This is a genomic window from Sphingomonas sp. MMS24-J45 (genome assembly GCF_044881195.1).
GTDB lineage: Bacteria > Pseudomonadota > Alphaproteobacteria > Sphingomonadales > Sphingomonadaceae > Sphingomonas.
Genome location: NZ_CP173255.1, coordinates 2,842,217 through 2,856,723 on the forward strand (window position 1 = coordinate 2,842,217; position 14,507 = coordinate 2,856,723).

At 65.4% G+C, this 14,507-nt stretch carries 16 protein-coding genes, 1 tRNA gene and 3 pseudogenes; 9 read left to right on the plus strand and 11 right to left on the minus strand.

Features of this window, described 5'->3' with window-relative positions:
* The first annotated feature begins 29 nt into the window (after positions 1–29).
* The gene (locus tag AB5I39_RS13800; RefSeq protein ID WP_404367959.1) at positions 30–500 is read left to right on the plus strand and encodes an OsmC family protein; all 471 of its coding nucleotides are present in this window, start codon (positions 30–32) and stop codon (positions 498–500) included.
* A gap of 98 nt (positions 501–598) precedes the next feature.
* On the opposite strand, the gene yihA is transcribed toward AB5I39_RS13800, so the two are convergent.
* The 7 genes from yihA to AB5I39_RS13835 form a co-directional block, all read right to left on the minus strand.
* A complete protein-coding gene (gene yihA, locus AB5I39_RS13805; protein WP_404367962.1) occupies positions 599–1,234 on the minus strand; it encodes a ribosome biogenesis GTP-binding protein YihA/YsxC in 636 nt (211 codons plus the stop codon).
* Complete coding sequence (gene yidC, locus AB5I39_RS13810; protein ID WP_404367964.1) at positions 1,231–2,994, minus strand: membrane protein insertase YidC; 1,764 nt, start codon at positions 2,992–2,994, stop codon at positions 1,231–1,233. The genes yihA and yidC overlap by 4 nt, the downstream gene beginning before the upstream one ends.
* Before the next feature lie 16 nt (positions 2,995–3,010).
* Positions 3,011–3,223: a membrane protein insertion efficiency factor YidD gene (gene yidD / locus AB5I39_RS13815; protein WP_404367967.1), complete on the minus strand. Its 213-nt coding sequence runs from the start codon at positions 3,221–3,223 to the stop codon at positions 3,011–3,013.
* Positions 3,224–3,341: 118 nt separating this feature from the next.
* Entirely contained in the window at positions 3,342–3,608 is a 267-nt protein-coding gene (gene rnpA / locus AB5I39_RS13820; protein ID WP_404367970.1) for a ribonuclease P protein component, read from the minus strand.
* A 56-nt stretch (positions 3,609–3,664) separates the two neighbouring features.
* Positions 3,665–3,799 carry a 50S ribosomal protein L34 gene (gene rpmH, locus AB5I39_RS13825; protein ID WP_055760361.1) on the minus strand — a complete coding sequence of 45 codons (135 nt, stop codon included), beginning with the start codon at positions 3,797–3,799 and terminating at the stop codon, positions 3,665–3,667.
* 86 nt (positions 3,800–3,885) lie between these two features.
* Positions 3,886–4,170 carry a hypothetical protein gene (locus tag AB5I39_RS13830; protein WP_404367974.1) on the minus strand — a complete coding sequence of 95 codons (285 nt, stop codon included), beginning with the start codon at positions 4,168–4,170 and terminating at the stop codon, positions 3,886–3,888.
* 286 nt (positions 4,171–4,456) lie between these two features.
* The gene (locus AB5I39_RS13835) at positions 4,457–4,603 is read right to left on the minus strand and encodes a hypothetical protein (RefSeq protein ID WP_404367977.1); all 147 of its coding nucleotides are present in this window, start codon (positions 4,601–4,603) and stop codon (positions 4,457–4,459) included.
* A 163-nt stretch (positions 4,604–4,766) separates the two neighbouring features.
* On the opposite strand from AB5I39_RS13835, the gene AB5I39_RS13840 reads away from it, so the two are divergent.
* The gene (locus tag AB5I39_RS13840) at positions 4,767–6,272 is read left to right on the plus strand and encodes a YifB family Mg chelatase-like AAA ATPase (protein ID WP_404367980.1); all 1,506 of its coding nucleotides are present in this window, start codon (positions 4,767–4,769) and stop codon (positions 6,270–6,272) included.
* Positions 6,273–6,351: 79 nt separating this feature from the next.
* Positions 6,352–6,885 (plus strand): DUF805 domain-containing protein, encoded by a 534-nt coding sequence (locus AB5I39_RS13845; protein WP_404367983.1) that lies wholly within the window; start codon positions 6,352–6,354, stop codon positions 6,883–6,885.
* A 28-nt stretch (positions 6,886–6,913) separates the two neighbouring features.
* On the opposite strand, the gene AB5I39_RS13850 is transcribed toward AB5I39_RS13845, so the two are convergent.
* Positions 6,914–7,870, minus strand: coding sequence for a hypothetical protein (locus AB5I39_RS13850; RefSeq protein WP_404367985.1), 957 nt, complete (start codon positions 7,868–7,870; stop codon positions 6,914–6,916).
* 131 nt (positions 7,871–8,001) lie between these two features.
* Between AB5I39_RS13850 and AB5I39_RS13855 the strand changes: the two genes are divergently transcribed.
* The 3 genes from AB5I39_RS13855 to AB5I39_RS13865 all read left to right on the plus strand — a co-directional run bounded on the left by AB5I39_RS13855 (position 8,002) and on the right by AB5I39_RS13865 (position 8,974).
* On the plus strand, positions 8,002–8,343 hold the full coding sequence (locus AB5I39_RS13855; protein ID WP_404367988.1) for a helix-turn-helix domain-containing protein: 342 nt from the start codon (positions 8,002–8,004) through the stop codon (positions 8,341–8,343).
* A 67-nt stretch (positions 8,344–8,410) separates the two neighbouring features.
* Positions 8,411–8,495, plus strand: a tRNA-Leu gene (locus AB5I39_RS13860).
* Positions 8,496–8,548: 53 nt separating this feature from the next.
* On the plus strand, positions 8,549–8,974 hold the full coding sequence (locus AB5I39_RS13865) for a DUF1810 domain-containing protein (protein WP_404374161.1): 426 nt from the start codon (positions 8,549–8,551) through the stop codon (positions 8,972–8,974).
* On the opposite strand, the gene AB5I39_RS13870 is transcribed toward AB5I39_RS13865, so the two are convergent.
* The gene (locus AB5I39_RS13870) at positions 8,971–10,830 is read right to left on the minus strand and encodes an ABC-F family ATP-binding cassette domain-containing protein (RefSeq protein ID WP_404367991.1); all 1,860 of its coding nucleotides are present in this window, start codon (positions 10,828–10,830) and stop codon (positions 8,971–8,973) included. The two genes, AB5I39_RS13865 and AB5I39_RS13870, sit on opposite strands and share 4 nt — an antisense overlap.
* A 242-nt stretch (positions 10,831–11,072) precedes the next feature.
* Between AB5I39_RS13870 and AB5I39_RS13875 the strand changes: the two genes are divergently transcribed.
* The 3 genes and pseudogenes from AB5I39_RS13875 to AB5I39_RS13885 all read left to right on the plus strand — a co-directional run.
* Entirely contained in the window at positions 11,073–11,525 is a 453-nt protein-coding gene (locus AB5I39_RS13875; protein ID WP_404367994.1) for a GreA/GreB family elongation factor, read from the plus strand.
* Between the two features lie 243 nt (positions 11,526–11,768).
* A pseudogene (locus tag AB5I39_RS13880) lies at positions 11,769–11,921 on the plus strand (integrase core domain-containing protein); the annotation flags it as partial.
* Positions 11,922–11,957: 36 nt separating this feature from the next.
* Positions 11,958–12,263, plus strand: a pseudogene (locus AB5I39_RS13885) (LysE family transporter); the annotation flags it as partial.
* A 101-nt stretch (positions 12,264–12,364) separates the two neighbouring features.
* On the opposite strand, the gene AB5I39_RS13890 reads toward AB5I39_RS13885, so the two are convergent.
* Positions 12,365–13,669, minus strand: a complete 1,305-nt coding sequence (locus tag AB5I39_RS13890) for an ATP-binding protein (RefSeq protein ID WP_404374163.1) — start codon at positions 13,667–13,669, stop codon at positions 12,365–12,367.
* A 29-nt stretch (positions 13,670–13,698) separates the two neighbouring features.
* Positions 13,699–14,417 (minus strand): annotated as a pseudogene (locus tag AB5I39_RS13895) (response regulator).
* Positions 14,418–14,507: the final 90 nt, after the last annotated feature.

A 14,507-nucleotide genomic window follows, 5' to 3' on the forward strand; every position in this document is an offset into this window, starting at 1 on the left:
GTTCGGCCGTGGGCGGTGGGAAAGCGGAGATGACGATGCAGCACGATTACACCGCAAGGATCGCGTGGACCGGCAATCGTGGTGAGGGGACGCGCACTTATCGCGGCTATGACCGCACGTGGCAGATCGCCACGCCGGGCAAGCCGGTGGTGCACTGTTCGAACGATCCGTTGCTGGGCGGCGATCCGGGTCTGCCCAATCCGGAGGATCTGCTGCTCGCCAGCCTCTCGGCCTGCCACATGCTATGGTATCTGCATCTGGCGAGCGCGGCGGGGATCGTCGTGACCGACTACATCGATGATCCGCTGGGGGTGGGGGAGAGCGCACCCGACGGCACCGGGCGGTTCGTCCGCGCCGTGCTGCGGCCGACGATCACCGTGATGGCAGGCACTGATCTGGCGGCGGCGGACGCGATCCACGGACGGATCCAGGCGCATTGCTTCATCGCGCGGTCGGTCAATTTTCCGGTGGAATATGCGGCGACGTATCGGGAGGGGTGATCCCTCGCTCACGTGTGTTTCGGCCAAGGCCGGAGCGTTGAAGATGGTGTACTTCGCTGGCCAGCGCTCCGGCCTTCGCCGGAGCACAGCGCTAGAAACTACCCGATCGCTTCCAGCACCGCCGCGCGCAGCTCGGGAATGCCCATTCCCGTCTCACTCGACGTCGCCAGCACATCAGGGTGGGCTGCTGGGCGCTTGCGCGCTTCCGCGATCGTCGCTTCGGTCACCGCGGCAAGATCGCTTGCCTTGATCTTGTCGGCCTTGGTCAGCACGATGCGGTAGCTGACCGCCGCCTTGTCGAGCATTTCCAGGATTTCGCGATCGACATCCTTGATGCCGTGGCGTGAATCGATCAGCACCAAAGCGCGCTTCAACACGTCGCGCCCGCGTAGAAAATCGTTCACCAGGAAACGCCACTTGCGCACCATGTCCTTGGGCGCCTTGGCGAAACCGTAGCCCGGCATATCGACCAGCCGGAAGCTGAGCGGACTGCCGACGTCGAAGAAGTTCAGCTCCTGCGTCCGCCCCGGCGTGTTCGACGTGCGCGCAAGCGCGTTGCGCCCGGCGAGCGCGTTGAGCAGCGACGACTTGCCGACGTTGGAGCGCCCGGCAAAGGCGACCTCCGGCACATCGGCATTGGGCAGGAATTCCAGCGCGGGCGCAGATTTCAGGAACGCGACCGGCCCGGCAAAGGCTTTCCGCGCGGCTTCGATCGCTTCGGGCTCGAAACTCACGTCTTCACCACGGGCTTCGGGGTCGGTTCTTTCAGCGCCGGGTGCTTCGCGTAGAGCAAGCGCTGCTGCGCGATCGTCCACAGGTTCGACGTGATCCAGTAAATCTGCAGGCCGACCGCAAACGGTGCCATCACGAACATCAGCATCCACGGCATGATCGCGAAGACCTGCTTTTGCGCTTCATCCATCGGCGCGGGGTTCAGCTTGAACTGGAAGAACATCGACACGCCGAGCAGCACCGGCACCACGCCGATCGCGAGGAAGCCCGGCACGGTGTAGGGCAGCAACCCGAATAGGTTGAGGACGTGCAACGGATCGGGCGCGGAAAGATCGCGAATCCACAAGACGAACGGCTCATGCCGCATTTCGATCGTCAGCAGCAGCACCTTGTAGAGCGAATACATGATCGGAATCTGCAGCAAGGTCGGCAGGCAGCCGGCAAGCGGATTGACCTTTTCCGCCTTGTACAGCGCCATCACCTCCTGCTGCTGGCGTGCCTTGTCGTCCTTATACTTTTCCTGGATCGCCTTCATCTTCGGCTGGATCGCCTTCATCGCCGCCATCGAGGCGAACTGGCGCTGCGCGATCGGGAAGATCAGCGTGCGGATCGTGACGGTCAGCAGGATGATCGCCACGCCGAAATTGCCGATGTTGCGGAACAGCAAGTCGAGATATTTGAAGATCGGCTTCTCGACGACCTCGAACCAGCCCCAGTCGATCGCCTTGCCGAAATTGGGAATGCCGAGGCGATCCTCATAGCGGTCGAGCGTGTTGGTTTCCTTGGCGCCCGCAAAGAACTTCGCGGTCGAGACCAGCGCCTTGCCCGGTGCGACGACGCGCGGGGCGAGCGTGAAATCGCCCTGATACGCATCGCCATTGGCCGCGCGGAAACCCGAACGGACCGGCGTGCCGCGATCGGGGATCACGGCGGCCAGGAAATATTTGTCGCCGAACCCGAGCCAGCCGCCGGTCGCGTCATACATATTGGCCCCCGCCTTCGAGCTGCTGCCCCACAGGCGCGCGAAGAAGCCGGGTTCCTTGCCCTTCAGATTGTCGAAGGTGATGTCGTAGGTCGCACCCTTATCGAATACGCCGATCGGGCCGATATGGTTGGTCCAGGTGTCGGGCTCGGTGCCGACGCCAGCGCGCGAGACGAGCGCATAGGGGCGCAGCGCGATCGGCGCGGGGCCGGCGTTGCTGACCGTCTGGCGCACGGTGAACATATATTTGTCGTCGACCGCGAAGGTCAGCGCGAAGACTTGGCCCTTGCCATTCGCCCATTTGAGCGTGACGGGCTTGCCCGGCGCCAGTTCGGTGCCGCTCGCGGTGAACAGCGTGTCGGCATTCGGAACCGTCACGCCGTCGCCGCTCCAGCCGAAGCCGCCGAAATAGGCATTCTTGGTACCGCGCGGGGAGAGCAGGCGGATCGGAGGGGAATTCTTGTCGACGGTTTCCTTGTATTTGGTCAGCGTCAGATCATCGATCCGCGCGCCCTTCAGATTGATCGAACCCTGCAGGGCGGCGGTGCGGATCGCGACGCGCGGCGTCTCGGCGCGGACGATCGCCAGATCGCGGATCGCCGCCGTCCCGGTCGCGGCGGGGCCAGTCGGCGTGTCGATCACCTTGGTCTTGCCCGCTACAATCTTGGTCGCCGGGGGATTGGCGCGCGGAAACAGCTTGGCGGTCAGGAAATTCCCGCCGAGCAGGATGATCGCCGCCAGCACCGCGAACAGCACAAAATTCCGGGTATCGTCTTTCACGTGAACGTCCGTTCGATCAGGGTACGGGATCGGGTCCGTACCCGCCCCAGGGATGGCATCGCGCGATTCGCTTGGCCGCCAACCACCCGCCTTTCACCGCGCCATAGCGGCGAAGGGCGGTAATTGCATAGCTGGAACAGGTTGGCTGAAACCGACAGGAGGGCGGGAGGATCGCCGAGGGGCCGACTTGCCACCCGCGTACGAGGAGGATGAGGAAGCGGGTTAGCATTGGGCGCTCCCGACCTTGAGCTCCTGCGACGGCGGGCGCGTTGGGTTATGAGAGTTGCCCTTAGCCGCCAACGCTCCGGCCTGCGCCGGAGCACGAAGCGGGACGGGGAGGTAAATCCTCACCGCGCCACCTTCGCCAGCGCCTTGGCGAGCTCCGCGCGCAGCAGCGCATAATCGCGCTCGATCCCGCCATTGCGGCCGATTAAGACGTGATCCGCGCCGCGCACGCCCAATTCGGGCAGCAGCTCATGCGCCAAAGCGCGCAACCGCCGCTTCATGCGGTTACGCACCACGGCATTGCCGATTTTCTTGGTCACGGTGTAGCCGATCCGCATCGTCGAATCGCCATCACCCCGCGGCCGCACTTGCAGGACAAAGCCCGGCATCGGCGCGCGTTTTCCGCCATTCGCCGCGAGAAAATCGCGGCGAACGGTAAGAGTCTTCAGGCCGACAGCTTCTTGCGGCCGCGGCTGCGGCGAGCGCGAATCACGTTGCGGCCGCCCGGCGTCGCCATGCGCGAGCGGAAACCGTGGCGGCGTGCGCGCACCAGATTGCTCGGCTGAAAGGTCCGCTTCATCGTTCATTCCCTGATCGTCTGAATAGAAAACGGCCGCCACGAGGACGGCCTTGATGGGGAGCGCTTAGCTTTCGGGTCTGCGAAAGTCAACGCGCTGTCCGCAGTTCCTTGTCGCGCGCGCGCCGTCTGGCCGCACTCTGCCGCCGCAGCCCGATGTCGGCGTAATGGCCGATCTTTGGCCAGCGTCGCTTCACGCCAACGAAGTGCTTTTTTGCGCGACGCGAATGGCGCAGCATCAGCGTCAGACCCGCCGCGAAAACAAACACGCCGCCTGGCCCGGGGATCGCGCCGACGATGGGGGAGACGATCACCAGCGCGACACCGGTCCCGAACCACAATGTGCGTACGAACGGAGCGGGTTGCGACTTCATCGATCGCGATGTGGCCCACCCCCTCCCATTGCGCAAGGTGGCGAACCGCCCGCCCGTGCGGGAAATTCGGCGAGAACGCGCGCACGTCGCGAAACCAGCCGTGGATTACGGCGCTAGCGGAACACAGCCCCCATGCCTGGTGCGTTCAGCACGCGATCGAGGTGCAGGCGCAACTCATTCTTGGCCTGCTCCCACACACTTTGGATTTCGTGCGATTCCGCAGAACTAGTACATGCGCCACGCGAGCGGGACTGGGGTTTCAAAAATGAGCGATCAATCCCGGCCGTCAGGAAGGACCGTAGATCGGAGTCTCCCCGCCGGGCGTCCTGATCTTGGCGGTGCTGTCGATCACGGCCTCGATCACCTCTGGCGTGTTCCAAGCCTTGCGACGCGCGGCGTCGGCTTGCGGCGCGGAATCTTCATTGTCTGTCATCCGAGTGTCTCCCTGCAGACGTGCAACTCGCTGAACCGCTAAAATGGGACAACATGCTTTCGGCACGCAAGCGCGGACCGTCCGCCTGCACCTTTTGAACTAGTCCTGATGACCAGATCGCCGCTATGGTCGCTGCGGCAGGGGCAGGGCGCGCGGGGGCGGCATGGTGGCAAGCGTATCGACGGTGGCGTATCTCGGGCTCGAGGCGCGCTCGGTCGAGGTGCAGGTGCAGCTCATCCCCGGTCTGCCCGCCTTCAACGTCGTCGGTCTGGGCGACAAAGCGGTCGGCGAAAGCCGCGAGCGGGTGCGCGGTGCGATCGCCGCGATGGGTCTCGCGCTGCCGCCCAAGCGGATCGTCGTCAATCTGTCCCCCGCCGATCTGCCCAAGGAAGGATCGCATTTCGATTTGCCGATCGCGCTGGCGCTGCTCGCGGCGATGGGGGTGGTCGATGCCGAGACGCTCGCCGATTATGTCGTGGTCGGCGAACTCAGTCTCGACGCGCGGATTGCGCCGTCGCCGGGGGTGCTGCTCGCGGCGCTTCATGCCTCGGAAGAAGGGAAGGGGCTGGTCTGCCCGGCGGCGCAAGGATCGGAGGCGGCGTGGGCTGGCTCGGGCGTGCTGGCGGCCCCGGACATCCTGTCGCTGATCAACCATTTCAAGGGCCACGGGCTGCTGGGGGCGCCTGAGCCGGGCGAGGCGGACGATTGGGTGGGAGGACCCGATCTGCGCCAGGTGAAGGGCCAGGAAACCGCCAAGCGCGCGCTGGAGATCGCCGCCGCCGGGGGCCACAACATGCTGATGGTGGGGCCGCCGGGCGCGGGTAAATCACTGATGGCGTCGTGCCTGCCCGGCATCCTCCCGCCGCTCGATGCCGCCGAGGCGCTTGAAGTGTCGATGGTGGCGAGTGTCGCGGGCACGCTCACCGGCGGTCGCCTGACGCGCAATCGCCCGTACCGCGCACCGCATCACTCGGCATCGATGGCGGCGCTGGTCGGCGGCGGGTTGAAGGTCAAGCCGGGCGAGGTCAGCCTCGCGCATCTCGGCGTGCTGTTCCTTGATGAGCTTCCCGAATTCCAGCGCGCCGTGCTCGATTCCCTGCGCCAGCCGCTCGAGACCGGCACCGTCAGCGTCGCGCGCGCCAATGCACATGTCACCTTCCCCGCGCGGGTGCAGTTGATCGCGGCAATGAACCCCTGCCGCTGCGGGCATCTCGGCGATGCCGCGCTGGCCTGCTCGCGCGCGCCGAAATGCGCGGCGGATTATCAGGCGAAGGTGTCGGGCCCGCTGCTCGACCGGATCGACCTGCATGTCGAGGTACAAGCCGTCAGCGCCGCCGATCTCGTCCTGCCGCCGCCCACCGAAGGATCGGCCGAGGTCGGCGCGCGCGTGGCGGCGGCGCGGGCGGTTCAGCAGGGGCGCTATGCCGGTCATCCCGTCCGCACCAATGCCGAGGCCGACGGCGTGCTGCTCGAGGAAGTCGCGACGCCGGACGAGGCGGGTCGCAAGCTGCTCGCGCAGGCGTCAGAGGCGATGCGTCTTTCGGCGCGGGGCTATACGCGCATCCTGCGCGTGGCGCGCACGATCGCCGATCTTGCGGGGGCGGAGCAGGTCGGGCGCATCCATGTGGCAGAAGCGCTCAGTTATCGCCGACAGGCCCCGCGGAGCTGAGCTTCGACTTGCTATCGTCATCAAAGCACGCGACACATCTCGTTGAACGGGCGAGAGATCGTCGCAAACGGGGGCCGTTATGGAATGGATGATCTTGCCGTTGAAGCGCTACGCGGAATTCAGCGGACGTTCGCGGCGCAAGGAATATTGGATGTGGATCCTGTTCCTGATCCTCGCCAACATCGTGCTCAGTTTCCTCGATGCCGTGCTCGGCCTCGGCGGTAGCGCGACGACCACGACCAGCAGCGCGCCCGGCGCGATCGGCGCCGCCGGAAATCTGCGCGGCGGACTGCTTTCAAGCATCTTTTCGCTGGCGGTGCTGCTTCCCAACATCACGGTCGCGGTACGACGGCTCCACGATACCGACCGCAGTGGCTGGTGGATCCTGCTGCCGATCGCGCCAGCGTTGCTCGCCGTTGCAGCGCTCGTCTCCGGGGCCGTCGCGGCCAGCGCCTCCAGCATGATCTTCGCAGGCGTCGCGTTTCTCGGCGTGTTCATCTGCGCGATCCTGCTGCTGGTGTGGTATTGCACCGATGGCACGCGCGGGCCGAACCGCTTCGGTGATGATCCCAAGGGCGATCTGCCGGCCGATCTCGCACGCACCTTCGAATGACGCGGGGGCAGGCCGAGCCTGCCCAAGCTTAATCGAACGCGGGCAGCGCGGGTTTGCCGACCAGGTAGTACGATGCCGGGTCCTCCAGCCGAAACCCGGCACAGGCCAGCCGTTGCAGCACTTGCGCCGTTCGTGCCGCCACCAACATGCCGCCACGGGAAATCGTGACGTCGGACAAATACGCCTCGGTCGCACGGACGCCTGCTCCCGCGCGCATCAAGGTGCCGCAGGCGATCGCGGCCTGAACTTCACGCCGCACGGTGGCGTAATGCAGTCGCAGGGCGCGGGCGACGCCCGCTATGACCACGGGCTCGCGGATTTGATCGGGTGGGATGGTGTCGGCGTCGGCATAGCGCCGCGTCAAGATCGGGTCATAGGTCACCTGCCGGACGCTGCCCGTCGTCACCGCGCACACGACCATCATTTCCAGCCATGATCGAAACTGGCTCGCCACATATTCGAACGGGGCCAGGATGATATCTATGGCGGCAGCGACGATCGCGTCGGGATCGTGCCGCACCCCGGCGCGGCTGTCGGGCAATGCGATGCCGGAATGCGCCAGGTCGGCAATCATCGCGACGAACCGATCGTGCAGTAACTGTGTCAGCGCGAGGAAGGGCGGCAAATCCCATGTTGCGGCGGACACGATCACGCCGTTTCGCGATGTTTCGCAAATGCCGTCGCCGATCAGCGCGTTGACATGTCGCCGTACCGTTTCGAACGGGCGGTCGAGCGACCGCGCGACCGCGCTGATGCTGACGCCGCCGCTTAGGACACTAGCGCCGGTCAGCCGACCGCTTTCGCGCAGGATCAGCAGCAGGAAGATCGCCCGGTCGCGCGGCACGCGGTGGCCGAGATGATCCTCCAACGCGGCGACGACATCGCCCGGCCCGGCCAGAAGCAGTTCCCCCACCAAGCGCGACACCAAGCGGCTTCCCGGGCGCGGCGGCAGGCTTGGCACCTCGGCCTTATACACATCCTTCATCGAACTGCCGTCGAACCTTCATTGAAACGGACGATCTGACCAGTCCTGCCGGATGATCAAATCGGGTATTCCTGACATTGATAGTGTCGATTCGATCTCGTAACGACCCCAAATCGGGGTTGGGGGGCAATGTGTCGATTTCCGCAGAAAAGGCCGAACGACCGTTTGAGGCGTTCGACGGCGTCGAACTCGGCCTGACGCCGGGGGTGCGGCCAGGTGCGCTGTTGCGGCAGGCACGCGAGGCGATGGGCGCGACGTTGGCGGACGTGTCGCAGCACACGCGGATCACCGAGCGGCACCTCGAATTGATCGAAGCCGGGGCCTATCAGGATTTTCACGGCCGCATCTATGCGGTTGGTTTCGCGCGCAGTTACGCGCGCTTCGTTGGATTGGCGGAACACGCAATCGTGGCGGCGGTGCGCGACGAGTATGACGACGCACGTCCCAGCAAGCCGGTGCATCACTGGGCTTAGTATCTTTGGGCCTAGTATCACTGGGCTTGAAGTCTATCGCCGCTGCGGCTACCAGCGCCATCCGCACGCGGGTGTGGTGAAATTGGTAGACGCGCGGGACTCAAAATCCCGTTCCGCAAGGAGTGTCGGTTCGACCCCGACCACCCGCACCATTACTTTTCCAGGTTGCCGACAATTCGGTGCCTTGAACGATCCGGCGCCGTTGATGGCCAGCGATTATAATCTGGACCGCTTCGTAGACGCGCAGCGCGGCATCTTCGACCACGCGCTGGCGGAGCTTCGCGCCGGGCAAAAGCGCAGCCACTGGATGTGGTTCATCTTCCCGCAGATTGCCGGCCTCGGCCGCAGCCCGACGGCGCAGCATTATGCGATTCAGTCGATCGCGGAAGCGCGGGCGTATCTCGCTGATCCGCTGCTCGGGCCACGCTATGTCACTGCGGTCGAAGCATTGCAGGCGTTGCCCGGCGGCACGGCCGAGCGGGTTTTCGGCGCAATCGACGCGCTCAAGCTCGCCTCGTCGCTCACGCTGTTCGAGGCGGCGGGCGGCCCGCCGATCATCGCCGCCGCGATCGATCGCTGGTGCGGCGGTACGCGCGACGCCGCGACCCTCGCCATCCTGCGCGCGGGCTAGGCGGCCGTCAGCTCCAGCGACTCGCTGATCTCGAACCAGGCGGCTTCCGCTGCATCGAGTTTCTTCGAGATCTGCGCATGTTGCTTGGCAAGCTCCGCAGGCGAAAGCCGCGCCAGCCACGCTTCGGCCGTGCTCGGGTCGAGCATCGCGCGGTCGATTGCGTCGCGCTGCTTGGTTAGCTTGGCGACCAGCGCCTCGGCCTCATGCGCCCGCTTCTGCAGCGCGACCGCCGCCGCGCTCAATTGCGGCTTGTCGTCCTTCTTCGCCGCTGCCTTGGCCTTGCTCGCGTCGGCCCCGTCGCCCGCCAGCACGAAGGCGATGTAATCCTCCATGCTGCCGGCATATTCCTTCGCCGTCCCGCCATCGACCAGCACCAGCCGGTCCGCCGTCAGCTCGACCATGTGGCGATCGTGGCTGACCAGGATCACCGCGCCGTCATAGGCGTTGAGCGCCTGCACCAAAGCCTCGCGCGCATCGACGTCGAGGTGGTTGGTCGGTTCGTCGAGGATCAGCATGTGCGGCGCGTCGCGCGTGATCAGCGCCAGCGCGAGACGCGCGCGCTCGCCGCCCGAAAGCTTGCCGACCTTCTGCGTCGCCTTTACGCCCGAGAAACCGAAGCGTCCGAGCTGCGCGCGCACCGCGCCCGGCGTCTTGCCCGACATCATCCGCGTCATGTGTTCGAGCGGGGTATCGTCGCCGTCGAGCTCCTCGACCTGATATTGCGTGAAATAGCCGACGCGCATCTTGCCCGACGCGGTCATCGCGCCGTCCATCGCGGGCAATTGCGCCGCCAGCAGACGGGCGAGCGTGGTCTTGCCATTGCCGTTGCGGCCCAGCAGTGCCACGCGGTCGTCCGGGTCGAGCCGCAAGTTCAACCGCTGCAGGATCGGCTTGTCGGCGTAACCCACCGCCGCCATGTCGAGCGTGATGAGCGGCGGGCGCAATTCCTCCGGCGAGGGGAAATCGAACGACAGCGTCGAATCCTCCGCCATCGCCGCGATCGGCTGCATCTTCGCCAGCATCTTCTGGCGGCTCTGCGCCTGCTTCGCGGTCGAGGCGCGCGCGCTGTTCTTGGCGATATATTCGGTCAGCTTGGCGCGTTGCGCATCCTGGCTGGCCTTGGCGGCTGCCAACTGCGCGACCCGCTCGGCGCGCTGCCGCTCGAAACTGTCATAGCCGCCGGTGTACAGATGCACCTTGCCGCCTTCGAGGTGCAGGATCGTGTCGACGACATTGTTGAGCAGATCGCGCTCGTGGCTGATGACCACCATCATCGCCGGATAGCTTTTCAGGAAGTTTTCGAGCCACAACGTCGCTTCGAGATCGAGATGGTTCGACGGCTCGTCGAGCAGCAGCAGATCGGGCTCGGAGAACAGCAGCGACGCCAGCGCGACGCGCATCTTCCAGCCGCCCGAATAGCTGTCGAGCGGGCGCTGTTGCATTTCCTCATCGAAGCCCAACCCGACCAGGATCCGCGCCGCGCGCGCCTCGGCAGTGTACGCGTCGATCGCGGTGAGCCGGTCATATACCGCCCCCATCCGGTCGGGATCGGTGCAGGTCTCCGCCTCCAGCATCAGCGCCGCGCGCTCGGTATCGCCCGCCAGCACCGCCTCGATCGGCGTGGTCGTGCCCGACGGCGCTTCCTGCGCGATATAACCGATACGCGTGCCGCGCGGCATTTCGATCTCGCCGAGATCGGGCTCCAACTGCCCGATCATCACCTTCATCAGCGTGGATTTGCCCGCGCCGTTGCGGCCGATCAGCCCGACCCGGCTCTTGGGGGGCAAGGCGGCACTCGCGCCGTCGAGGATCGCGCGCCCGCCAAGGCGCACCGTGATACCGTTGATATTGAGCATGGCGCGCCCCTAGCAGAATGTTGCGTTGCACCCAAGGGGCGGGTTTGTGCGTTATCTTTGACCAATCTTTCCGTTCGCCCTGAGCCCGTCGAAGGGCCTGGTGTGTTGTTAACCCACCCGTTCGTGCTGAGCCGGTCGAAGCGCCGCACTTTTGCTTTCATCGCGGGAAAAGAGAGGTAGCCCTTCGACAGGCTCAGGCCGAACGGGGTAAGAAGATATATTATGCCGAGAGAGGACCGAACATGAGCGTCGCCTTCCGCCGCGAGAGCGACGATGAACATCTCGAACCTAAATTCGAACGCCCCATTGCGCCCGGCCCCAACCTCGTCACCGAACGCGGCCTCGCGCTCATCGGGGCGAAGGTCGCGGAAATCGAAGCCGCGCTCGCCACCGCCTCGGAAGAAGACCGACCGGCGCTCAGCCGCGAGCTGCGCTACTGGCACACGCGCCAAACCACCGCCGAGGTCGTCCCGCCGCCAGCCCCCGGCACGGTCGGCATCGGCAGCCGCGTCACCTATCGCCTGAACGGCACCGAGCACGTCGCCGAAATCGTCGGCGGCGACGAAGCAGACCCTGCCGCCGGTCGGATCGGCTTCCAGGCCCCGCTGTCACGCGCTCTGATCGGCGCGGAGGTGGGCGAGTTGGTCGACTTCGGGGGGAAGGAAGAGGCGATTGAGGTGATCGGGGTGGGGTGAGGGGCACGGTCGCCTCATGACGTCCGTCTAGACAAGATTTACGACGCTATGGTGCGTTCCGTTAGTCCAGGACACGGTCGCCTTCACCTTTGCGACAGTTTAGGGTGTAAGCAGCCTAGATGTCCTGAAAGCCAGCGGAGAAGCTTTGTTGAATCTGCTTGGCTTTGCGCTTGCTGTCCTAATCATCGAGTTGACGCCTGGTCCAAACATGGCGTGGCTGGCAGGACTTGCCGCGACCGAGGGCTGGCGGCGGCGAGACGGATCATCGAGGCATGGCGGACGGACTACAACACCGTTCGTCCGCACAGCAGCCTTGGCGGGTTGGCACCCGCCGAGTTTACGAACCGCCCCCGCCAAGGGCATATGGACACCGAAGCTAACTTATCAGCGGCCTGAAAACGGGGAGCAGGTCAACCGCGATCGCCTTCATCCGCCTTTGCGACCGGAGCATTTATCAATCTGCTCAATCCTAAAGCGTATATCTTCTTTTTGGTGGTTGCCCCGCAGTTTCTCGGCGGGGTGCTTAGTCTCAAGGGCGCGCTTGCTTTGAGCGTCATCAGCGCCAGCATTGCGACGGCGATTCACGTGGGGATCGTCGCCGTCGCCGGGAAGGTGCACACATGGCTCGTTAATCCCGGACCAATCAAAATCGTCCGGCGTGTTTTCGCGCTGATCATGCTGGGGGTCGCGGCGTCATTCCTCTTGGCGGATTTGGGATATGGCGGTCGCCTTCGTTAGCGTTGGGTGGTCGCAAATTTTGACGTCGCGACACGCATTATTCCTACGCCGGGCCAAAATTTCGCGGATGCTGATAGCGTGCCGAGCGCGCTTTTTGCGTCTTACCGCACCAAAACAATCCGAGCCACCAACCCGCCGCCCTCGCGATTCTCCAGCGTGATGTCCCCGCCCGCGTCGCGCACGATCGTACGGGCGAGTGCCAACCCCAGGCCGATCCCGCCGGTTTCCTTGTTGCGGGAGGTTTCGATGCGGGTGAACGCCTCGAACACGTCGCCGAGACGATCCACCGGAATGCCGGGGCCGCGGTCGCACACCGCAATCGTTACGGTGCGGGCGTCTGCGGTGACCGACACTTCCGCCGCCCCGGCATATTTCAGCGCATTCTCGATCAGATTGCGCACCGCGCGGCGCATCAGGCCGGGGCGCAGCCGCATTTTCAGCCGCTCGCCCGCCTCGAACGCCACTTCCGCATCGAGATCGCGGAAATCCTCGACCACGGCATCGACCAAGGCGGCGAGATCGACTTCGGTCGGCGGTTCGCTCGGGCGGCCCAGGCGCGCCAGCGAGAGGATGTCGTCGAGCGTCGAATTCATCTCGGCGATCGTATCGGCCATCTTCAGCCGATCCTCGTCATCGTCGACCAATTCGATCCGGACGCGGAGAGCCGCGAGCGGGGTGCGCAGATCATGCCCGATCGCGCCGAGCATCCGGTCCTTTTCATCGAGCATCGCCGTCACGCGCAGCCGCAGCGCGTTGAACGCGGCAATCACGTCGCGCACGTCCTGCGGCCCATGCTCGGCCACCGGCACGTCCACCTCGCCCGGCCGGAACGTGCGGGCAGCGTGCGCCAGCCGTCGCAGCGGCTGCGAGATGCGGCGTCCCGCCCACAGCAGCGGCACCAGCACGACGGCATATAGGGTCAGCGTTTGCGCGATCAGCCGCCCGATGATCCACCAATCGCTGCGCAGCCACGGCAAGTTGAGCGCGAGCCAGCGATGATCGGGCCGTTCGACCGCGATGACCAGTTCGCCGCCATCGCGCATGAAGCGTTCGACCCGGTCGGGGCTCATGAAGCGGAACCGCGGGTTGTCGCGCGTCAGCGGGATGACCTGCGTTTCGATCCGGCCGGGCTTCACGCCCAATTCGACCAGCGCTGCGCGCAAGGCGTTTTCGATTTCCGTGTTGCGTGGGCCGCCCGGCGGAATTGGGGATGCGGGGAGCAGGCGAAGTCGCCGATTATGGTCGTTGGGCAGGCGTCCTGCGGCGATCCGCTCCTCGGCATCGATGATGCGGGTCAGCGCCGGGCTTGTCGCCTGCTCGATCCGCGCCTGGCGACGATCGTAGAGGAAGACCGCGAAGTTGATCGCCTGCGCGACGAATAGCGCGACCGCGATCAGCAGCGCCATCTGCCCCGACAGGCTGCGCGGCAGCAGCTTCAAAGTCGCGTCACTTCGGCGGCCAGCGTATAGCCGCCGCCCCACACCGTCTTGATCAGTTCGGGATTCTTCGGGTCGGCCTCGATCTTGCGGCGCAGGCGGCTGACCTGATTGTCGATCGCGCGGTCGAACGCAGCGGCCTCGCGCCCTTGCGTCAGATCGAGCAGCTGATCGCGCGTCAGCACCTGCCGGGGGCGGGTGACGAGCGCGTGGAGGAGATTGTACTCGCCAGTCGACAGCGGCACCGACACGCCCTCGCGGTCGACCAGCGTGCGCTCGCCGGATTTGAGCACCCATCCGGCGAAGGCGAACGACCCCGTCTCCGGCGCGTGCTGCCGCGTGCCCCCGGCAGCGGCGCGGCGCAGGATCACCTTGACCCGCGCCGCCAGCTCACGCGGGGAGAAGGGCTTCACGACATAATCGTCTGCGCCCATTTCCAGCCCGACGATACGGTCGGTCTCCTCGGTCCGCGCGGTGAGCAGGATCACCGGCGTCTCGCTCGTCTCGCGAATGTGGCGGGTCAGCGACAGCCCGTCTTCCCCGGCATCATGATGTCGAGGATGACGAGATCGATCGCGTACGCCGTCATCCGCGCCCGCGCGCCCTCGGCATCGCCGGCTTGCGTTACACGAAAGCCCTGCCGCGTCAGATATTGCGCGAGCGGCTCGCGGATCGAGCGTTCGTCATCGACGAGCAGCAGATGTGGCGTGTCCCCCATGATGTCCGTTTCTAGCATGGCTGGGATTTCTGGAAAGGAGGGCGTTCCAACGGGACGTGCCGGACGAGCGATCGGGGAAGCGCTCGTCCG